Source organism: Deltaproteobacteria bacterium, assembly GCA_028818775.1.
Classification (GTDB): Bacteria; Desulfobacterota; Binatia; order UBA9968; family JAJDTQ01; genus JAJDTQ01.
The window spans coordinates 20,295-38,263 of record JAPPNE010000035.1; the positions used below are offsets into that span (position 1 = coordinate 20,295).

Genomic DNA, 17,969 nt, shown 5'->3' on the forward strand with positions numbered 1-17,969 from the left:
CTACGCCGGCCTTCCCGCGCGGGCGGCAAAGTCCCGGAGGATGCGGTCGACGTCGACGCCCAACTCGCGTCCCTCGCGGATGACGCCTTCCTTCTGGCTGCTCCAGCTCTGGACGAACATGTTCTCCAGGAACTCGCGGTTGGCGGGGTCCTCGGCGAAGCGCGCGAGCTTCTCCATCACCATGTCCTCGTGCCCTTCCTCGTCGTCCACGATGTCCTTGGCGAGTTGCCGCACCTCCGGGTCCGGCGTGGTGTCGCGCATGTGCTCCATGAACACCACCGCGGACTTCTCGGCGATGTTGCAGAGGCGGAACGCGCGCACGTCGCCGGTGAGGAACTGGCTGAAGTAGCCGTCGTACGCCGCCACGGGCGCGTTGTCCTCGGCGCCCCGGCCGTCGAGGTAGTCCTTGATCAGCGCATGGTGCTTGTACTCGTCCGCCGCCTGCTCCGCCACGTGGGCGCGCTCGTAGGGCTCCAACTCGTCGTACTGCAAGAGCGCCTTGGTGAACGCCACCGCGTGGGCCAGCTCCTTCTTGGCCTGGCGCTGCATCAGCGCAACGAATTCCGGCGAGCGCGGATCCAGCTCGGCCAGCGCCTTGCGGATGGCGATGACGGGCCCTTCCAGCTCATCGTGGTAGCGGCTCCACAGCGATTCGACGAATTCCCTTCCGGTCATGACATGATTCCTCCACGTCGGGGTTGCCTCAAACTACCTGCCGGGCCGCTGCGGTGTCAATTCCCGATGCCTGATTTGGCGCTTTGCCGTGCGTGAGCGTACTGTTACAAAATCACGAGGATGTGGTTGCCGCGGGCGCCACGGATGCACTTACGCCGCGGCCCGTTGGAAAGGAGACTCGACATGGCGAAGGATGCGCGCAAGGCTTTCGAAGACGTCTCGCTGGGTGCCGGTAACAAGGCCTACGAGATCATCGCCGACCTCGATCCGGAATACGCGCGGCACCTGACGGGGCTGTTCGTGGACGGGACCTTCGGGCGTGAGGGCGCTCTCGACCGGAAGACCAAGGAACTGATCATGGTGGGCATCACCTGCGCCCTGAACCGGCCCCGTGGGGTGCGGCTCCACACCGAGCGGGCGCTCAAGCTCGGCGCCACGCCGCGGCAGGTGCTGGAGGCGGTGGAGGTGGCCGCCATACCGGGCGGCATGCCGGGACTGTGGCTCGGCGCGGAGACGCTGGACGCGATCCTGCGCGAACAAGGGCTGGGGTTCAAATGAGTGAAGCCCTCGGCCCGCTTCACGGGGTCCGGGTGCTGGACCTGACGCGGGTCCTGGCGGGTCCCTACTGCACCATGTTCCTGGGCGACCTGGGAGCGGAAGTCGTCAAGATCGAGCAGCCCGGCGTGGGTGACGACACGCGAAGCTGGGGGCCGCCGTTCCAGGGAGGCGAGAGCGCCTATTTCCTCTGCGTCAACCGCAACAAGCGCAGCGTCACCCTGGATCTCCGGACCCCGGACGGCATCGCGCTGCTGCGCCGGCTGGCGCTGCGCGCGGACGTGCTGATGGAGAATTTCCGGCCGGGCACGCTCGCCGGCTGGGGCCTGTCCGAAACGGAGATCCGGCGGGAAAACCCGCGGCTGATCTACGCCTCGCTTTCGGCCTTCGGCGCCAGCGGCCCTCTGAAGGACCGGCCCGGCTACGACCTCGCCATGCAGGCTTGGGGCGGCCTCATGAGCATCACCGGACCCGCCGGCGGCGAGCCCTCGAAGGTGGGGGTTGCCATCATCGACGTCGTTGCCGGTCTCATGCTGGGCCAGTCCATCGCCGCGGCGCTCTACGCGCGCGAGAAGACCGGTGAGGGGCAGAGGATCGAGACCTCCCTCATGGAGGCGGAGGTGGCGAGCCTCATCAACGCCGGCAGCAACTACCTCGTCACCGGCCAGGTGCCCGGACGCTGGGGCAACGCCCACCCCAACATCGTGCCCTACCAGAGCTTCCCGACGGCGGACGGCCACTTGGTGGTGGCCATGGCCAACGAGGCCATCTGGGCGCGCTTTTGCCGGGCGGCGGGGCGGCCGGAGCTGGCGGAAGACCCCCGTTTCGACACCAATGCGCACCGCGTGGAGAACCGGGACGCCCTCATCGAGCTCCTGAACGAGCTTTTCCGCGCGCGCCCGCGCCGGGATTGGATCGAGCTCCTGAACGAAGCGGGCGTGCCGTGCTCGCCGGTGCAGGACATCGGGGAAGTGTTCGAATCCCCACAGGTGCGGGCCACGGGTATGCTGCGGGAGATCGACCACCCCACCGCCGGCAAGGTACGCATGGCCGGGCTGCCGGTGAAGTTCTCGGGCACGCCGGCGTCCATCCGGCTGGCGCCGCCGCTGCTGGGGGAGCACAACGAGCAGGTGCTGAGGGAGTGGTTGGAGTTGGACGAAGCGGAGGTCGCGGAGGTCCGGAGCCGGGGAACCCTCGGTTCGTGACGGGAAAAGGACAAACAAGGACACCGGCATGCGACAGGGAATGACCTTTGAAGAATACCGTCCGGGCGAAGTTTTCCGGACCGCCCGGCGCACCGTGACGGAGACCGACGTGGTCCAGTTCGTGAACCTGGTCGGGCTCATGGAACCTCTTTTCATCGACGCCGAGTACATGCGCGACGAGACCGAGTACGGCGGGCGCATTGCCCCCGGCAGCCTGACCTTCGGAATGGCCGAGGGGCTGACCACCCAGACCGGCATGCTGCACGGGACGGGTCTGGCCTTCGTCGGCCTCGAAGGCATGCGGCTGTTCCAGCCGGTGAAGGTGGGCGACACGATCTCGGTCGAGATCGAGGTGCTCGACGGCCGCAGGACAAAGTCGCGCAACGCGGGCATCGTCCGTTGCCGGCACGTGGTCACCAACCAGCGCGGCGAGACGGTGATGGACTATACGGTGAAACGACTGATCCGCGGACAGGGGGCTTAGGCGTGATGGGACACGGACCGGAACCGTTCGGCTCGAACGCTATTGCCCCCGCTGTTCGCCGGTAGGTTCGTCGGGGAAGAGCGCCTTGCGCAGTTGCACGAGGAACTTGGGGTCCAGCTCGAACAGCCCCTTGACGGTCTTCTCGATGGCCGCGCCGTCCAGCGGGCGGACCTCCAACCCCAGCCTGTTGGCCTCCGCAACGAAAGCCGGGTCGGCCACGGTGTCGGCGAACGCCTTGCGCAGCCTGGCCACTTGTTCGTCCGGCGTCCCGGGAGGGAGCGTATACGCCCGCGCCAGCTTGGCCGGGTCGTGGACGCCGTACATGAGCAGCATGCGGGCGTTCTGGGTCTTGGCCAGGTCCACCGCGTTGGGGACGGACGGCAGCTCGGGGTGCGGCGCCGCCATGGCCTGGAGCACCACCCGAGCTTCCCCCGCGGCAAGCATCTTCTCCCACGTCTTCCTGACCGACTGCCAGTGCCAGCAGCCGCCCGCCACCTCCTGCTTGCCGGCGGCCAGCCGGAGACTCTCAAGGCCCCTGTAGCCCGGTATGAGCTTGACCGGCAGGCCCAGGGCGGTGGCGACGACACGGGACATGTTCGTCGCGGCCTCGTCCCGCCCGATGCCGCCCAGCTTGACCGGCCTCTTGCCGCCCGCCCAACCGGCCAGGTCCGCGATGCCGCTCGCCTTGGTGAGGACGCATACCGGATGCAGCGGCACGACCGCGCCCACCCAGCCGAAGCGCCGCGTGTCGACCTTCACGTCGGTTCGACCGAAGATCTGTTTGTGGATGAGGTCGCCCGCCCAGTGGCCCACCGTCCGGCCGTCGGGCTTGGCCTCGCGGTAGAGGTACTCCGCCGCCACGCTGCCGCCGCCGCCGGCCAGGTTGCCCACCACCACCTTGGGGCGTTCCGGCAGATGCCGTCCGATGTGGCGCGCCAGCAGGCGAGTGTAGCTGTCGAAGACGCCGCCGGCGCCGGCGCCCACCACGAAGGTGAGGGTACGCTCATCGGCGCCGGCGGCCGCGGTGGAAAACGGTGGGAGCGCCAGCAACAGGACGGCTGCGAGGGTACCTCTGGAGAGAATCGCCACCACGGCTCCGGGGTCGTCGCGTTCCCTTGCTTGCGGCGCGGCGCGAGCGGGTCGTGCGGGCGCTACGCCCCGTTGAGCCGCGGCATGACCTCCTTGTGGAACAGGTTCAGGGAGTCGATCACCTTGTCGTGGGCGAGGTTGCCGATGTGGAACATGCCCATGAAGTGGTCGGCGCCGATCTGGCTCATCTGCTGGTTGACCTGTTTCGCCACCGTATCGGGGCTGCCGGCGATGACGAAACCGGAGTCGATGAGCTGCTCCCAGGTCATGGGATGGAAATTGACCCGCTGCTCGTTGCCCGGGCGGAAGTAGCTGGCGGACCGGGCGCTGACCATGGCGGCCTTGACCCGCTGCTGGTCGACGGCGACCTCGGTCTTGGCCTCGTTGAAGCCGCGGTTCCACAGCGTGAAGAAGTAGCGCAGCGGCGGCTCCGCCACCGCCCGCGCCTGTTCGTCGGTCTCGGCCACGTGGATGTGGCGGCAGAGGATGAAGTTCTCCGGACCGCTCTCCCAGCCGTTGTCCCCCGCCACCTTGCGGTAGTAGTTGAACGTGTCCTCGATCTGGTCCGTGGTCTGGTACACCTGCGCGATGGGGATCTCGCGCGCGCAGCACCACTCGATGGACTCGGCGCTGCGCGCCGCCACCCAGATGGGCGGATGCGGCTGCTGCACCGGACGCGGCCAGATGGCGCAGTTCTCGAACTGGAAGAAGTCGCCCTCGTAGCTCCACACCGGCTCGGTCCACGCTCTCATGATGACGTCGAAGGCCTCGCCGAAGCGCCCGCGGGACTCCTGGGGCTTGACGTTGTACCACAGGTATTCCGACGGGATGCCGCGTACGAAGCCCGCGATCAGGCGGCCTTCGGACAGGCAGTCGATCATGGCGTACTCTTCGGCCACGCGCACCGGGTGCTGGCGCAACGGCAGGATGTTGCCGAGCACGCCGATCTTGATGCGGCTGGTCTTCTGACTCAGTGCCGCCGCGATGAGGTTCGGCGACGGCATGGTGCCGTAGGCGCTGTAGTGGTGCTCGTTGAAGACCACACCCTCGAAGCCCAACTCCTCGCAATAGGCCATCTCTTCCAGGTGTTCCCGGTAGTTGCGCGAGCCAACCGGCGGATTGAAGTAGCTGCTCGGCACCGGCGTTCCCGGAACGTCCTCGGGGACTTCCGGATAGGCCAGCAGGTCGAAGTTGTAGATTTTCATACGGGTCGATCTCCTTTGCGGGCGGCCATGGGGACAAGGGATGCTGCATCAGGGCCGGAGAACTAAACTAGTCCCATCCCACGCTCACTGTCAATCACGCCCCGGGACGGTGAGTCCCCAGGCAACACTACCCCGTGAACATCTCAATGAGCGTCCCCGGCGGGAACGGCAGGCTCAACGAGTACTCGAAGACCGCGTAGAAACCAGCCCAGGCACACAGCGTGAGGATGATGCTGATAGGCAATTTCTCGCCGGCGCCCACTTTGAGGAACAGGAACGTGCACAGGGGCACCGTGATGGGAAAGCCGAGCAGCCAGATGGAAGCGAAGAAGCCGAGAATCCAGCCCACGATGGTCACCGTCCGCCGCACGACCACCGGGTCCGCTCCCGCGGGTGCCGCCCCCTCCTTCCGATGTCTCAGGAAACCCATGACGTCGATCTCGAGCTGTGCCAGACAGAGCACGATGCCCGGGATGCCGATGACCCAAGGGAACAGGCTGGCGCGATAGCCCCAGTCCCGCGCCTCCCAGACGCCCCAGGAGAATCCCGCCAGGAGCACCGCCGTGAAGACGATATGCCAGGTTGTGAGGCCTTTGGGCGCGCCGGCGACTTCCATCTCCGGCACAGGTACCGTCGCGGGCACGGCCCCGGCGGCCCGCCGTCCGGCATCACGCCGCCGCTGGTAGATCGGGTAGAGGATGCCCGCCAGGATGATCGCCGCGATGATCAGCACCCCCGGGAAGCCCACCCATACCCAGCCGTAGTTGTCGGTAGCCAGGAACAGGTTCTTCTCCGCCAGCGAGCCCAGCACGAGGCCCAGGAGGAGCGGCGGGCGCGGCCAGTCGAGCTGCACCATGACCCAGCCCACGAGTCCGAAGGCCAGCACCACGATGAGGTCCTCGAAGGCGTTGTTCTGGGCGAAGCCGCCCAGGTAGATGAGCACCAGCAGGAACGGCAGCACCAAACTGCCGCGCACTTCGGTGATGCGCGCGAGCTGCTTGAGGAAGATGAAGCACACGGAGACCGTGATGAGGTTCGAGACCACCACGATCCACACGAACGAGAACGTGAGGTCGAGGTGCCCTCCCCTGCTGGCCGGTTCCAGCATGGGCGGGCCGGGCACGAGGCCCTGGATTATGAACGCCCCGAGGAGGATGGCCATGGTGACGCTGCCCGGCACGCCGAAGGCGATGGTGGGTACGAGCGCGCCGCCCAGGTTCGAGTTGTTGGCGGCCCCGGGTCCCAGCACCCCTTCCACCGCCCCCTTGCCGAAGCGCTCCTTGTCGGGGGTGCTCTGCACCGCGTGGGCGTAGGCGACCCACTGGGAGACGGCGCCGCCCATGCCGGGAATGATGCCGATATAGGTGCCGATGGCGCTGCAGCGCAGCACCAGGCCCCAATGGCGGAAGGTATCCTTGACGCCCTCCATGACGCCGCCGAGCTTGCCCACCTTCCCTTCCGCGATGCTGGACCCCTTGACCCAGAGCTCGATGACCTCGGGGATGGCGAACAGACCGAGGGTCACCGGCACCAGCTTGATGCCGTCCCACAGGTAGAGGTTGTCGAAGGTGAAGCGCTCGATGCCGGAAATGGGATCGAGTCCGACGGTAGCGAGCATGAGCCCCAGCGCCGCCGCGGTGAGGCCCCTTACGACGGCCTCACCGCTCAATGCGGCCAGGAAGGTGACCCCCAGGAGCGCCAGCATGAAGAACTCCGGCGAGCCGATGGCAAGCACCAGCGGCCGGACGATGGGGATGGCCAGGGCCAGGGCAAAGGCGCCGAACACGGCCCCCACCAGCGAGCTCATGAGCGACGCGCCGAGGGCGCGCCCGGCCTCCCCCTTCTTGGCCATGGGATGGCCGTCGACAATGGTGGACGCGGTAATGGCCTCCCCTGGAATGCCGAACAGGATTGAAGTGATGTCCCCGGTGGTGGCCGTGACCGCGGACATGCCCAGGAGGAAGGCGAACGCCTCCACCGCCTCCATCTTGAAGATGAACGGCAGCATCAGCGCCAGCGTGACCGGCCCGCCGAGGCCGGGCAGTATGCCCACGGCGAAACCGATCACGATGCCCAGCATCATGAGCGTGAAGGTAGTGGCCGTGAAAACCTGTGCTAGGCCGGCCCCGAAGGCCTGAACCATTTCGCCCATGATCCCTGACTTTCAGTGAAAAAGAGGTGAGCCCGCAAAGGAGTGGCCGGGCAACCGGCAGAGCGGCCTTGACGGCTGTCCGCCAAGGCCAGCCAATCCGGCACATGGAGGAGACCGTTCCCCGGCTCACGCCGAGCGCGGCCGGGAAACGGTCTCCTCCATCCAATACACGACTACTTCTTCGGCAACAGGGTCTTCTTCAACAAGGACAACGTGGCGTCGTCCATATCGTAGAGTCCTTGCATCTTCTTCGCCACCCAATTGCCGTCGTGGGGGTTCAACTCCACCTTCGACTTCTTGGCGGCGGCGACCAGCTCGGGGTCCTTCAAGGTATCCACGAACGCCTTCTGGAGCGCCTTGACCCGGTCCGCGGGCACTCCGGGCGGCAGGCTGTAGGGCCGCGACAGCGCGCGGTAGACGTCAGCGGCTACCCCCAACAGCTTCTTGCCGGTGTCGCCCTTGGCCAAATCGAATGCCACCCCCACGTCCTTGAGGTCGGGATGCTTGTCGGGGCCCACCTGGAGGACGGGCTTGACGTTGCCGCTTTCGATACCCTGGCTCCACGTCGGCTTGATCGACTGCCACGCCCAGCAGCCGCCGTCGATCTCGCCCTTTTCCGCCGCCAGCCGTATGGTCGCGGTACCGCCGTAACCCTCGATGATCTGTATCGGCAGGTCCGTCGCGGCCTTGATCAGCTTGGGCACGTCGTCGGTGGTCGAGCCAGGACCGGTGGCGCCGATCTTGACCGGCCTCTTGGAGTTGAGCCAGTCATTGACGTTGCTGATGCCGCTGGCCTTGGTGAGCGCACAGGTGTTGTCGTCGGTAGACGGGACACCGAGCCAGTTGAACTTGCGCCCGTCGAACCGGATGCCCTTCTTGCCGAGCACGTGCTGCAACACCAAGGGGCCGATCCAGTTACCGATGGTCAGGCCGTCCGGCTTGGCCTTGGCGTAGATGTAGTTGGCGGCGATCATGCTGCCGGCGCCGGTCCGGTTCTGCACCACCGTCCTGGGATTGCCGGGCACATGCTTGCCGAAATGGCGGGCGATGAGCCGGGTGTAAGTGTCGAAACCCCCGCCCGGAGAGAATCCGACCACGAAACGAATGGTCTTGCCCTTGAAGAAGTCGTCCGCTCCCAATGAGAGGGACGGCACCAACACAAGGACAAGCGCCGAGAGCATCAAGATTCGGAGTAACCGATGGACCATGACGAACCTCCTACGCTTTGTCTTCGGCGTCTCGCCGGGGCACCGTTCATCAACGGGCATGGACGGTCCGCGTGACCGCTTCCAGCCCGTCGATGAGTAATCCCTCACCGTGAGACACCGCAACGATATTAAACTCACGTTTTTCGCACAAATCACAGGCAAAGGGAAGCGCGCACGGGCAACCGCTCCATCTGCAACCGCGCGGGCATGCGCCACGGCGCCGGCGGCGATTTGCTCTCCGAGGCGGAATATGAGAAACATCTGTCCGAGGCGCTTCCCAACGCCGACGACGAGCGCGTCCTGAACGAGGTCTTCAAGGACAGGACCGGGTTCTTCGGATGAACCGGCGGTCCGCCTCGCCGACTCCCTTTGCGAGCAAGGAGAACCCGTGAATCGATTCTGCCTGGTGTGTCAGAACGTCGACTGCAAGAGCCGCGGCTCCGAGGAGATCATGCAGGAACTCCAGGAGCGGGTGGCGGCCAAGGGGCTGGAAGACGTGGAGGTGCGTTCGTACATGTGCTTCGGCGCCTGCCAGGAAGGCCCCAACATGGTCCTCTACCCCGACAGGTTCTGGTACGCCGGCGTCAAGAGCGAGGACCTGGACGACATCGTCGAGCACCTGGCCGGCGGGCCGGCGGTGGAGCGGCTGGACAAGATCGACCCCTCCCTCAAGGAACTCATCTACCAGTTGCTCGACACCGGAGTGTTTTAACGGCCATGGAAGGCATCCTGTTCCCGGGCGGCGTGCCCGAGGGGCTCGAAGGGCTGGACGCCTATCGCGCCCGCGGCGGCTATCAGGCCGTGGAGCGGCTCGCCGGGACGTCCCCGGAGGATATCGTAGCCAAGGTGGAGGCGTCGGGCCTGCGCGGCCGCGGCGGCGCCGGGTTCCCCACCGGTCGCAAGCTCGCTCTCACCCTGGAGTGCCCCGAAACGCCCCGCTACGTCGTGATGAACGGCGGCGAGGACGAACCCGGCAGCAAGAAGGACCGGGTGCTGATGGAGAATGTCCCCCATCTCATCCTCGACGGGATCATTCTCGCGGCGTACGCGGTGCAGGCGGAGAAAGCCTACCTCTACATCAACCACGGCTACGAGGCGGCCACCCGCGCGATGGAGACGGCCATCGAGGAAGCCCGGCAGGCCGGGTACTGCGGCGCGGACGTCGCCGGTTCGGGTTTCAGCCTCGAGATCGTCATGGTGCCCGCGCCGTCGAACTACGTCGCCGGCGAGGATACCGCGGCCCTGGAAGTCATCGAAGGCAAGGAAGCGCTGCCGCGGCAGAAGCCGCCCTTCCCGGTCACCGAGGGCCTGTTCGGCAAGCCCAGCCTGGTCAACAACGTCGAGACCCTGGCCAACATCGCGCCCATCGTGAACAAGGGGCCGGAGTCCTTCCGTGCCGTGGGCACCGCGGACAGCCCGGGCACCATGGTCTTCTCGCTCGGGGACGAAATGGAGCGCCCCGGGGTCTACGAGCTGCCCTTGGGGACCCCGCTGCGCCACCTCGTGGAGGGGTGCGGCGGCGGCTTGAAGCACGGCAAGGCCATCAAGGCCATCCTTCCAGGCGGCCCGTCATCGGGATTTCTGCTGCCCGAGAGCCTCGACCTGCCCCTGGACCACAACTCCCTCCGCGAAGCGGGGTCTTCCATCGGCTGCGGCGTGGTGAAGGTCCTCACGGAAGACGATTCCGTGTTGGACGAGGTGGTGCGCATCGCGGATTTCTTCGCCCGGGAATCCTGCGGCCAGTGCCCCGCCTGCCGCATGGAAACCAACATGCTGGTGGCGCTGCTCAAGAAGGTTCAGGCGGGCGAGGGGAACGATGCGCTGGTGGAACAGTTCGGGAAGGTGATCGCCTTCAACAAGGGCAAGGGGTTCTGCAGCCTGATCAACATGCCGGGGCCGCCCATCGAGAGCGCCGTCCGGCTCTTCCCGGAAGAGTTCCGCGGCGCGTGACGGGCGGCGGGACGGACAGCCGCGGCTGTCACGGTCACATGTTGAGGTTCTTTTTCGGTACGTTGTAGACCACGCCGTCCGCGTCCCGCACAAGACACATGTCGTTGCTCCATTCCTCCACCACCTCCAACTCGTCTCCCGGCGAGAAAGTGGTCTCCTCGATGGATGAGTTCTTGTTCGCCTGATACTTGTAGGTGAATCCTTCCTTGACCGTGGCCATCCGAGGCCCCTCCCTTCGCTGTGTTTTCGAAGTCGCTTCCCGGGCTTGCCCACCGCGGGCGGGGGGTTGAAACCGCTCCCGCGACCTGCCGCGCTAACGTGTCCCGCCGGGTTCGCACCAACTGCCGCGGCGGGTGGGATGGCGCAACGCTTCGTCGAGACTCGCCAGAAAAGCCTCCCTCGGCACCTCCCGCGCGCCGAGGCTCAACATGTGGGAAGTTGTAACTTGGGCGTCGATGAAATGGAAGCCCCAGCCGGCGAGCCGCTCCACCAGCCGCGCCAACGCCACCTTGGAGGCGTCCGTCGCCCGGTGGAACATGGACTCGCCGAAGAACCCGCGCCCGAGGGCGATGCCGTAGATGCCGCCCACCAGTTCGCCGCCGCGCCGGCATTCCACCGAATGGGCCAGGCCCGCGTCGTGTAGCCGCACGTAGGCCTGTTCCATCTCCGGCGTGATCCAGGTGCCGTCCTGGCCGTGCCGGTCCACCGACGCGCAAGCGCGGATCACGCCGCGGAAGTCCGCGTCGAAGGTCACGTCGAACCTCCCCTGGTTCAGCACCCGCCGCAGCCGCCTCGAGACATGGAAATCGTCGAGATCGAGGACGCACCTCGGGTCCGGCGACCACCACAGGATGGGCTGGCCCACGCTGTACCACGGGAAGATGCCCATGGAGTACGCCAGCAGGAGCCGCGCGCTGCCGAGGTCGCCTCCCACCGCCAGAAGCCCGCCGGGTTCCGCCTCGTGCGGGTCGGGAAAGACGAGTTCCCGGGTCAAGCGATAGACAGGCATGTAGGAACCATGATGAATCGAAGCCGGGGATTCAAGGAACCATCCTTGCACCGGCTTCGGCCAAACGCCGCGTCGATCCGGAACAAACACGTTGACGAGTCGTGCCGTTCGGGGCACAATCGCGACATATCGTTCGGTGTGGCAGACGGGGAACCGCCATGTTCAAGAGAATCGACCATGTAGCGCTCCATGTCGCGGACCTGGATCGCGCCATCACCTTCTATGAGGACAACTTCGGCTTCCGGAAGTACTTCCAGCATCAGTCCAACGCGGGCATGCAGATCGCGTACCTCAGGCTCGGCGACACCGTGCTGGAACTGACCCACAAGAGCGACGGCTCCATGACCGGTTTCCACTTCTGTCTGGAAACGGACAACCTCGACGAAACGGTGGCCGATTTGCAGCGGCGCGGAGTGCCGCTGCTGCGCGCCCCCCACGACACCGCGGCGCGGGAGCCGCGTGAGGAAGGCTGGCGCCGGGTGGTCTTCGGCGGCCCCGACGGCGAGCAGATTGAACTGCGCGGCTAGCAACCCGTTACGGGGGCTATCGCCTACAACGCCGAGGAACACGTTCAGGGATCATGGCAGACTACGAAGCTCAGACCATCAGGCTCGATTGCCCCTGTTGCGGCGCGACGCTGATCGTCGATCCGTCGCTGGCGGTGGTGCTGCGGCACGAAGCGCCGCCGCCGCAGCACAAGGCGCCGGACCTGAAGGACGCCGGCCGCATGCTTCGGGAAGAAGCGACACAGCGCGATCAGAAGTACCGGCACATCCTCGACGCGGAAAAGGACAAGGGCAAAGTGCTCGACCGCAAGTTCCAGGAGCTGTTCAAGAAGGCCAAGGACGAGCCCATCGAGAAGCCGCTCAAGGACATCGACCTGGACTAGCCTCAACCGCCGCGATCCCGGCCCTCCGGCAACGCCGCGGATCGTTGCCGTCCCCGTCCTCCCTCAACACGGCCTGACGGCCGCCGCCTCGTACCCGTAGACCAGCTCCAGCAACTGTTTCACCATGCGGGCCGTCGCGCCCCAGATGTCCCAGTCCTCGTATTGAAAGTGGTAGATGGGCTCCGACCGCCGGGACAGGCGCGAGTCCAGGGTGAGTGCGTCCTGCCGCAGCAGTGCGGCCACCGGCACGGAGAACACCGCGGCCGTTTCCCGAGGGTCGGGTTTGAACTCGTAGGGATGGGGAATCAGACCCACGAACGGGGTCACCAGGAAATTGTACCCGGCCACCACCTGGTCGAGCTGGCCCACGATGCGCACATGATCGGGGTCGATGCCGATCTCTTCCCGGCTCTCCCGGAGCGCCGCGGCCAACGCGCCGGCGTCTTCCGGGTCGACGCTGCCGCCCGGAAACGCCACCTGCCCGCTGTGGGAACTGAGGTTCGCAGCCCGTAACGTGAGGATCAGGTAGTCGCCGTCCGCGCGCTCCTGGATCGGAGCGAGGACCGCCGCCGGCCGGAAGTCGTCTCCGGCGACGGCTTTGGGAGTCCGGGTCCGGAGGATCTCGAATCTCTCGGGGTGCGCCATCACGTCCGCCACCGGTTTCGCGAAGCGTGATCCGGCAGACTTCCGGCTACTCCTCCCGCTTCAGCGACTCCGGGAAGTAGCGGGACGGCACCCACACCTTCGCGTCGAAGTTGGTGCATCCGAGAATCCGCAGCTCGCGCATGATGCGGATGTAGTCCGGCGACTCGATGAAGCCCTGCCATGCCTGGAGGGAGTCGAACTCGACCATGATGGCGACCTGGGGGCTGACCTCCAGCGGGTTGCGCAGGTTGCGGATCTCGCGGACTCCGGGGGCCGCCAGGGTCATGGGCAGCCAGTCGTTCTTCGCCTTGTTGCTGTAGATGGTGAGGTTGGCCTTCTGGTCGGGCAGGTCCCACTGAACGATGTAATATACCATGCTTGTTCCTTGCCTGTTCCTTACATGAGGGTGCGGACGAGCCCGCCGTCGATCAGGATAGCCGTGCCGGTGATGTAGCTCGCGCGGTCGGAGCCGAGGAAGACCACCAGGTCGGCCACTTCCTCGGACTGCCCGAAACGTTTCACGGGGATCTCCTCCCGGCTCTGCTGCTGCACCTGCTCCAGCGGCAGGTTCATCCGCTTGGCCCGGGCCACGTTGAGGCTGTGGTGCCGCTCGGTGTCGATGCGGCCGGGCAGCACCGTGTTGACGAGGATGTTGTCCGGCCCCAGCTCGCGCGACAAGGTCCGCGCCCAGCCCACGACGCCCGTGCGGAACGTGTTGGACAGGATCAGGCCGGCGATGGGCTCCTTGACCCCGTAGGAAGTGATGTTGATGATGCGTCCCGCCCCCACCTTCTTCATGTGCGGCACGGCCTCGCGGGTGAGCCGCACGGTGCCCATGAGGCTCAGGTTGTAGGCCGCCATCCAGTCGTCCTCGCTCAGGGCGTCGAAGGTCCCGAACGGAGGGCCGCCGGCGTTGTTCACGATCACGTCCACGCGCCCGAAGGCCTCGACGCTCTTTTCCACGTAGTTGCGGATGTCGTCGTAGCTGGACATGTCCGCCGGCGTGGCCAGGACCTCGCCGCCGGTGGACTTGCGGATCTCCTCCGCGGCCTTCTCCAGCGCCTCGCTGCCGCGGGCGCACATGCTCACCTTGGCCCCCTCGCGGGCGAAACCCTCGGCGATGGCCCGCCCCATCCCCTGGCTCGCGCCCGCCACCAGCGCCACCTTGCCTGTCAAACCCAGATCCATCCAAAGCTCCTTGTCATGTCGGGCGCCGTCACTTCTGCGTCCAGTAAATGTTGTCGTCGAACTCGGAATCCAGCCGCATCAGGTAGAGCGCCAGCATCCCGTGGGCGCCCAGCGGACGCAACTGCCGCGGGTCCCGGGTCTTCAGGGCGGCGACCTCCTCGTCGCTCAGGTCATAGCCGGACAAGGCCGTGTCGAGGTCGGACTTGGCCTGGTCCACGGCGCCGGGCTTCATCTTGAGGTCGAAGAGGAACCGGTTCAGGTGATATCGGCTCATGAGGTGCTCTCGGGTGCGTTGTGGTCGCGGACTCGGCCGGGTGAGGGGTGCCGGAGCGTCAGATCTTCCAACTGGCGAAACCCCATCCGGTGGCGACGTGGTCGGGCATGTAGAAGGTGTCGGCGGCCGGCGTGTCGCTCACGGCTCCCACCGTGACCATCCAGTTCAGGAACTCGGTGTTGCCGGACTGGCGCAGTTGCTCCAGGGTCAGGTCCGCCAGCGCGGCGCCCCGGCCCGCGCGCATCCGCTCCAGCAACCCTTGGTCGAAGCTCGTGTCGATCTCGCCGATCCGGGGCGACCCAGGAAAGTGCGACAGCCCACCGGTGGCGAGCATGGCCACCCGTTCGGGCGCCGCGTCCGCCACCTCCCGGATCAGCCTTCCAAGCGCGTAGCAGCGGGCCGGCGTGGGCAGCGGGTCGATCCAGGTGTTGACGAAAATCGGCAGGATCGGGATCTCCGGCTCGCGCAGCAGGAAATGCAGCGGCACGAGCTGGGTGTGCTGCAGCTCGATGTCCTCGCCGAAGGACAGGTCGAGACCGGCGTCCACCCCGGCCTTCAGGATGGCGCGGCCGAGATCGGCATGGTTGCGGTAGTGGAACCGGTGGCGGGTGAACTGGCCGCGCACCTCGTCCGCCAGCGTCACGAAGAACGTCGGTATGTTGTCGAAGAAGAAGTTCACGAACTGGTCGTTGGCCACCACGATCAGCACGTCGGGCCGGGCCGCTTCAAGGTCGGCGCGAAGCACGGAAAAAGCGTGCTCGGCGTCCTGCCGCAGCTTCTGCTGCGCCTCCAGGGAGGGCCTGGTCCCGGCCGCCTGCGGCGCCATGCGGTAGTGGAGCGTCATGAACTCTTCCCACTCCGCGCCCGGTTCGAGCAGGATGTTGGGGGCGTGGCTTGCGGCCACGGCGGCGACGAATGGCATCTTGAGCGGATTCCCTTCTGAATGGGTGGCAAATGATGGTATAATCCGGTCCAACAAATTTCAACCAGCCCCAAGGCTCATCGACAGTCGCCGTCCACCATCCGTCATTCCCGCGAAAGCGGGAATCCAGGGGTGGAGCGGGGCAAGGCCAGGGACAAGTTCATGCGGAAATGGTTCTGGTGCGTTCTCCTCGTCTACGGACTCGCGGCTTTCCCCGCCCCTTCAATGGGGGAGCCGTGGGAGCCCGCTACCGCGGTTTTTGAATACCGTGAGCCCACCGACGACGAGACCGGCGAAAGTCACGCTTCCACGATCATCGGGGACCGGACGACGTACATCGCCGAACACAAGGACACCCTGCTCGACGTCGCCCGCCGGAACCACCTCGGCTACACGGAGCTGATGCTGGCCAACCCGGGCGTGGACCCCTGGCTGCCCGGCAAGGGCACGCCGGTGGCGATCCCGTCCCGGTGGATCCTTCCCGACGCCCCGCGCGAGGGCATCGTCCTCAACATCCCCGAGATGAGACTGTACTACTATCTGCCGGACTCCAGGGTGATGACGTTTCCGCTTGGGGTGGGCGTCGAGGGCCAGCACACGCCCGCGGGGAAGTACCGCATCCGGCAGAAGCGCGAGAACCCCACCTGGTACGTGCCGGTTTCGATCCAGAAAGAGCGGGGGCCGGACCAACCCAAGGTGGTCCCGCCGGGGCCTGACAACCCGTTGGGCAAGTACTGGATGCGCCTGGACCATACCAGCTATGGCATCCACGGCACCAACCACCCCTGGGCCATCGGCCGCCGCGTGACGCACGGCTGCATCCGCCTCTACCCCGAGGATATCGCCTACCTCTATTCCATGGTTCCGGAGGGGACGCCCACGCGCGTGCTCTACCAACACGCCAAGGTGGGTGTCCGGGACGGGAAGGCCTACTTCCAGGTCTACCGCTACGGGCGCGCCACCGACAGCGAGCTCATGGCCATCCTCATCGGGCGGATCGTCAGCCTCAAGCTCGACGTCGACCTGCGCAAGTTGCGGGAACTCCTGCCGGACCTGCCCGACGGCGCCATGACCCCCCTGCCGCCGCGGGAAACGAAACCCCTGATGGCGGATACCGCCGCGGGAACCGCCTCCTGAAACACGCCGCGGAGCGGCATCACGTCCGGTACTTCTCGTCCAGGGCGTACTTCTCCTCGAGCCCCACGATGTCGTGGAAGTCGTCGAACGGCAGCAGCCCGTCCATGAGTTCCTTGGCGGTGCCTTTTTCCCGGAGGTTGGAGTAGTACTTCTGCAGCGCCATGGCCGCTGAATAGAGCGGACCCACCGGCCACACGATCAGTGTGAAGCCCAGCTCCCGCAACTCCGCCGGCGTCATGAGCGGCGTGACCCCGCGCTCGATCATGTTGGCCACCAGCGGACCGGGGATGTTGCGGGCGATCTCGCTCATCTCCTCGCGGCTCTCCGGCGCCTCGATGAAGACGGCGTCGGCGCCGTTCTCCTTGAAGGCGAGGCCGCGCCGGATGGCCTCTTCCAGTCCCAGGGCCTGGCGTGCGTCGGTCCGGGCCACGATGAAGAGATCGCCGTCCGCGCGCGCCGCCGCCGCGGCGTTGAGCTTCTTCAAGTACTCGTCCAGCGGCACCACCTGCTTGCCGCGCATGTGGCCGCAACGCTTGGGCCACACCTGGTCCTCCAGGAACATGCCCGCCGCCCCCGCCCGCATCAGCTCGTTGACGGTGCGCACCACGTTGACCGCGTTGCCGTACCCCGTATCCGAGTCCACGATCACCGGCGTCCGCACCGCGCCGCAGATGCGGTAGATGGTGTTCAGCATCTCGGTCTGCGTGAGGATGCCGAAGTCCGGCTCCCCCAGGAACGTCGCCGAGATCCCGTACCCGGTGGTGAAGATCACGTCGAACCCCGCGCGCTCGGCGATGCGCGCGCTCAGCGCGTCGTAGACACCGGGCATGACCAGGGTTCCCTGCCGGTCGAGAGCTTCCTTGACTCTGCTCATTTGGGCCTCCAAGGAATTATTTGACGGGTGACGTCGCCGCGAAGCCGGCCGGAAGCAGTAACGCCGGGGTCGCGGCCTATTCCGCGGGAATCTCCACGATCACGTCGCCGAGCACCTTGGCGACGCAGCCCAGTCGGTCGGCTTCGTCCGATTCGAGCATGGACAGCGTGAGCTCTTCGTTGTCGTCCATGGGGCTCAGGTTGTTCTGCCCTGCCAGGATCCTGACCTTGTCGGTGCCGCAGATGGCCTCGGTGCAGTCGTGGCGCAGCTTGACCCCGTTGCGTATCGCGGCCACCAGGATGGTGGTGCCGTCCTCGACCTCGAAGCTCTGTCCCAGGGGCATGAAAGTGACTTTGGGCATGGCGGGTTTGTAGGAGACGGCCGGAGGGATGTCAAGTTTCGCCCTAGTGTCGCGTCCCGCAAATACCTGCGATAAGTTGCGCAGGATTTTTTGTCGTCGGCAAGGCGCGATGACGAGCAGTGGCAGGCACCACGCGAGGAAGAGCAA

The 17,969-nt window shown here is 66.2% G+C and carries 23 protein-coding genes; 9 read left to right on the plus strand and 14 right to left on the minus strand.

The genetic code is table 11. The features are described from left to right. On the minus strand, positions 1-675 hold the full coding sequence (locus tag OXU42_02835; protein MDE0028323.1) for a ferritin-like domain-containing protein: 675 nt from the start codon (positions 673-675) through the stop codon (positions 1-3). Positions 676-858: 183 nt separating this feature from the next. Here OXU42_02835 and OXU42_02840 point away from each other — a divergent pair, with 183 nt between their 5' ends. Genes OXU42_02840 through OXU42_02850 form a run of 3 tightly spaced genes read left to right on the plus strand, consistent with a single transcriptional unit; the run spans position 859 to position 2,919 of the window. Next, positions 859-1,233 carry a carboxymuconolactone decarboxylase family protein gene (locus OXU42_02840; GenBank protein ID MDE0028324.1) on the plus strand — a complete coding sequence of 125 codons (375 nt, stop codon included), beginning with the start codon at positions 859-861 and terminating at the stop codon, positions 1,231-1,233. Continuing rightward, positions 1,230-2,435, plus strand: a complete 1,206-nt coding sequence (locus OXU42_02845; GenBank protein ID MDE0028325.1) for a CoA transferase — start codon at positions 1,230-1,232, stop codon at positions 2,433-2,435. The genes OXU42_02840 and OXU42_02845 overlap by 4 nt, the downstream gene beginning before the upstream one ends. A 28-nt stretch (positions 2,436-2,463) precedes the next feature. Continuing rightward, positions 2,464-2,919, plus strand: a complete 456-nt coding sequence (locus tag OXU42_02850) for a MaoC family dehydratase N-terminal domain-containing protein (GenBank protein ID MDE0028326.1) — start codon at positions 2,464-2,466, stop codon at positions 2,917-2,919. A 39-nt stretch (positions 2,920-2,958) separates the two neighbouring features. Here OXU42_02850 and OXU42_02855 read toward each other — a convergent pair whose 3' ends face one another. The 4 genes from OXU42_02855 to OXU42_02870 all read right to left on the minus strand — a co-directional run bounded on the left by OXU42_02855 (position 2,959) and on the right by OXU42_02870 (position 8,573). Further along, positions 2,959-4,008 (minus strand): tripartite tricarboxylate transporter substrate-binding protein, encoded by a 1,050-nt coding sequence (locus OXU42_02855; GenBank protein ID MDE0028327.1) that lies wholly within the window; start codon positions 4,006-4,008, stop codon positions 2,959-2,961. A 62-nt stretch (positions 4,009-4,070) separates the two neighbouring features. Then, positions 4,071-5,213, minus strand: coding sequence for an LLM class flavin-dependent oxidoreductase (locus tag OXU42_02860; protein ID MDE0028328.1), 1,143 nt, complete (start codon positions 5,211-5,213; stop codon positions 4,071-4,073). A gap of 127 nt (positions 5,214-5,340) precedes the next feature. Then, the gene (locus tag OXU42_02865; GenBank protein MDE0028329.1) at positions 5,341-7,365 is read right to left on the minus strand and encodes a tripartite tricarboxylate transporter permease; all 2,025 of its coding nucleotides are present in this window, start codon (positions 7,363-7,365) and stop codon (positions 5,341-5,343) included. 173 nt (positions 7,366-7,538) lie between these two features. After that, a complete protein-coding gene (locus tag OXU42_02870; protein MDE0028330.1) occupies positions 7,539-8,573 on the minus strand; it encodes a tripartite tricarboxylate transporter substrate-binding protein in 1,035 nt (344 codons plus the stop codon). 207 nt (positions 8,574-8,780) lie between these two features. Here OXU42_02870 and OXU42_02875 point away from each other — a divergent pair, with 207 nt between their 5' ends. The 3 genes from OXU42_02875 to OXU42_02885 are packed head-to-tail and all read left to right on the plus strand — an operon-like array spanning position 8,781 to position 10,523. After that, entirely contained in the window at positions 8,781-8,915 is a 135-nt protein-coding gene (locus OXU42_02875) for a hypothetical protein (protein ID MDE0028331.1), read from the plus strand. Positions 8,916-8,961: 46 nt separating this feature from the next. Beyond that, positions 8,962-9,285: a (2Fe-2S) ferredoxin domain-containing protein gene (locus OXU42_02880; protein ID MDE0028332.1), complete on the plus strand. Its 324-nt coding sequence runs from the start codon at positions 8,962-8,964 to the stop codon at positions 9,283-9,285. A gap of 5 nt (positions 9,286-9,290) precedes the next feature. Then, positions 9,291-10,523: an SLBB domain-containing protein gene (locus OXU42_02885; GenBank protein ID MDE0028333.1), complete on the plus strand. Its 1,233-nt coding sequence runs from the start codon at positions 9,291-9,293 to the stop codon at positions 10,521-10,523. Positions 10,524-10,557: 34 nt separating this feature from the next. Here the strand turns inward: OXU42_02885 and OXU42_02890 are convergent, their stop codons facing one another. Continuing rightward, positions 10,558-10,743 (minus strand): hypothetical protein, encoded by a 186-nt coding sequence (locus tag OXU42_02890; GenBank protein ID MDE0028334.1) that lies wholly within the window; start codon positions 10,741-10,743, stop codon positions 10,558-10,560. A gap of 93 nt (positions 10,744-10,836) precedes the next feature. Continuing rightward, positions 10,837-11,532, minus strand: a complete 696-nt coding sequence (aat, locus tag OXU42_02895; GenBank protein MDE0028335.1) for a leucyl/phenylalanyl-tRNA--protein transferase — start codon at positions 11,530-11,532, stop codon at positions 10,837-10,839. A gap of 158 nt (positions 11,533-11,690) precedes the next feature. Here aat and OXU42_02900 point away from each other — a divergent pair, with 158 nt between their 5' ends. Beyond that, the gene (locus tag OXU42_02900; protein ID MDE0028336.1) at positions 11,691-12,059 is read left to right on the plus strand and encodes a VOC family protein; all 369 of its coding nucleotides are present in this window, start codon (positions 11,691-11,693) and stop codon (positions 12,057-12,059) included. Between the two features lie 53 nt (positions 12,060-12,112). After that, on the plus strand, positions 12,113-12,421 hold the full coding sequence (locus tag OXU42_02905; GenBank protein MDE0028337.1) for a hypothetical protein: 309 nt from the start codon (positions 12,113-12,115) through the stop codon (positions 12,419-12,421). Positions 12,422-12,484: 63 nt separating this feature from the next. Here the strand turns inward: OXU42_02905 and OXU42_02910 are convergent, their stop codons facing one another. The 5 genes from OXU42_02910 to OXU42_02930 are packed head-to-tail and all read right to left on the minus strand — an operon-like array spanning position 12,485 to position 15,450. Further along, the gene (locus OXU42_02910; GenBank protein ID MDE0028338.1) at positions 12,485-13,066 is read right to left on the minus strand and encodes a CoA pyrophosphatase; all 582 of its coding nucleotides are present in this window, start codon (positions 13,064-13,066) and stop codon (positions 12,485-12,487) included. A 46-nt stretch (positions 13,067-13,112) separates the two neighbouring features. Continuing rightward, positions 13,113-13,442, minus strand: coding sequence for a hypothetical protein (locus OXU42_02915; protein ID MDE0028339.1), 330 nt, complete (start codon positions 13,440-13,442; stop codon positions 13,113-13,115). Between the two features lie 20 nt (positions 13,443-13,462). After that, positions 13,463-14,254 carry an SDR family oxidoreductase gene (locus OXU42_02920; GenBank protein ID MDE0028340.1) on the minus strand — a complete coding sequence of 264 codons (792 nt, stop codon included), beginning with the start codon at positions 14,252-14,254 and terminating at the stop codon, positions 13,463-13,465. A 28-nt stretch (positions 14,255-14,282) separates the two neighbouring features. Next, positions 14,283-14,528, minus strand: a complete 246-nt coding sequence (locus OXU42_02925; protein MDE0028341.1) for a hypothetical protein — start codon at positions 14,526-14,528, stop codon at positions 14,283-14,285. Between the two features lie 58 nt (positions 14,529-14,586). Further along, positions 14,587-15,450: a hypothetical protein gene (locus OXU42_02930; GenBank protein ID MDE0028342.1), complete on the minus strand. Its 864-nt coding sequence runs from the start codon at positions 15,448-15,450 to the stop codon at positions 14,587-14,589. A gap of 132 nt (positions 15,451-15,582) precedes the next feature. On the opposite strand from OXU42_02930, the gene OXU42_02935 reads away from it, so the two are divergent. After that, on the plus strand, positions 15,583-16,587 hold the full coding sequence (locus OXU42_02935; protein ID MDE0028343.1) for a L,D-transpeptidase family protein: 1,005 nt from the start codon (positions 15,583-15,585) through the stop codon (positions 16,585-16,587). 19 nt (positions 16,588-16,606) lie between these two features. On the opposite strand, the gene OXU42_02940 is transcribed toward OXU42_02935, so the two are convergent. Together OXU42_02940 and OXU42_02945 are read right to left on the minus strand one after the other, a co-directional pair. Next, positions 16,607-17,461, minus strand: coding sequence for an isocitrate lyase/PEP mutase family protein (locus OXU42_02940; protein ID MDE0028344.1), 855 nt, complete (start codon positions 17,459-17,461; stop codon positions 16,607-16,609). A 76-nt stretch (positions 17,462-17,537) separates the two neighbouring features. Next, positions 17,538-17,822, minus strand: a complete 285-nt coding sequence (locus tag OXU42_02945; protein MDE0028345.1) for a 2Fe-2S iron-sulfur cluster-binding protein — start codon at positions 17,820-17,822, stop codon at positions 17,538-17,540. Between the last annotated feature and the right edge of the window lie 147 nt (positions 17,823-17,969).

Excerpts from the sequence above, each read along its gene's own strand:
- OXU42_02835 (MDE0028323.1), bottom strand. The coding sequence starts at position 675 with ATGACCGGAAGGGAATTCGTCGAATCGCTGTGGAGCCGCTACCACGAT.
- OXU42_02840 (MDE0028324.1), top strand. The coding sequence starts at position 859 with ATGGCGAAGGATGCGCGCAAGGCTTTCGAAGACGTCTCGCTGGGTGCC.
- OXU42_02845 (MDE0028325.1), top strand. The coding sequence starts at position 1,230 with ATGAGTGAAGCCCTCGGCCCGCTTCACGGGGTCCGGGTGCTGGACCTG.
- OXU42_02850 (MDE0028326.1), top strand. The coding sequence starts at position 2,464 with ATGCGACAGGGAATGACCTTTGAAGAATACCGTCCGGGCGAAGTTTTC.
- OXU42_02860 (MDE0028328.1), bottom strand. The coding sequence starts at position 5,213 with ATGAAAATCTACAACTTCGACCTGCTGGCCTATCCGGAAGTCCCCGAG.
- OXU42_02865 (MDE0028329.1), bottom strand. The coding sequence starts at position 7,365 with ATGGGCGAAATGGTTCAGGCCTTCGGGGCCGGCCTAGCACAGGTTTTC.
- OXU42_02870 (MDE0028330.1), bottom strand. The coding sequence starts at position 8,573 with ATGGTCCATCGGTTACTCCGAATCTTGATGCTCTCGGCGCTTGTCCTT.
- OXU42_02875 (MDE0028331.1), top strand. The coding sequence starts at position 8,781 with ATGCGCCACGGCGCCGGCGGCGATTTGCTCTCCGAGGCGGAATATGAG.
- OXU42_02885 (MDE0028333.1), top strand. The coding sequence starts at position 9,291 with ATGGAAGGCATCCTGTTCCCGGGCGGCGTGCCCGAGGGGCTCGAAGGG.
- OXU42_02890 (MDE0028334.1), bottom strand. The coding sequence starts at position 10,743 with ATGGCCACGGTCAAGGAAGGATTCACCTACAAGTATCAGGCGAACAAG.
- aat (MDE0028335.1), bottom strand. The coding sequence starts at position 11,532 with ATGCCTGTCTATCGCTTGACCCGGGAACTCGTCTTTCCCGACCCGCAC.
- OXU42_02900 (MDE0028336.1), top strand. The coding sequence starts at position 11,691 with ATGTTCAAGAGAATCGACCATGTAGCGCTCCATGTCGCGGACCTGGAT.
- OXU42_02905 (MDE0028337.1), top strand. The coding sequence starts at position 12,113 with ATGGCAGACTACGAAGCTCAGACCATCAGGCTCGATTGCCCCTGTTGC.
- OXU42_02910 (MDE0028338.1), bottom strand. The coding sequence starts at position 13,066 with ATGGCGCACCCCGAGAGATTCGAGATCCTCCGGACCCGGACTCCCAAA.
- OXU42_02915 (MDE0028339.1), bottom strand. The coding sequence starts at position 13,442 with ATGGTATATTACATCGTTCAGTGGGACCTGCCCGACCAGAAGGCCAAC.
- OXU42_02920 (MDE0028340.1), bottom strand. The coding sequence starts at position 14,254 with ATGGATCTGGGTTTGACAGGCAAGGTGGCGCTGGTGGCGGGCGCGAGC.
- OXU42_02925 (MDE0028341.1), bottom strand. The coding sequence starts at position 14,528 with ATGAGCCGATATCACCTGAACCGGTTCCTCTTCGACCTCAAGATGAAG.
- OXU42_02930 (MDE0028342.1), bottom strand. The coding sequence starts at position 15,450 with ATGCCATTCGTCGCCGCCGTGGCCGCAAGCCACGCCCCCAACATCCTG.
- OXU42_02940 (MDE0028344.1), bottom strand. The coding sequence starts at position 17,461 with ATGAGCAGAGTCAAGGAAGCTCTCGACCGGCAGGGAACCCTGGTCATG.
- OXU42_02945 (MDE0028345.1), bottom strand. The coding sequence starts at position 17,822 with ATGCCCAAAGTCACTTTCATGCCCCTGGGACAGAGCTTCGAGGTCGAG.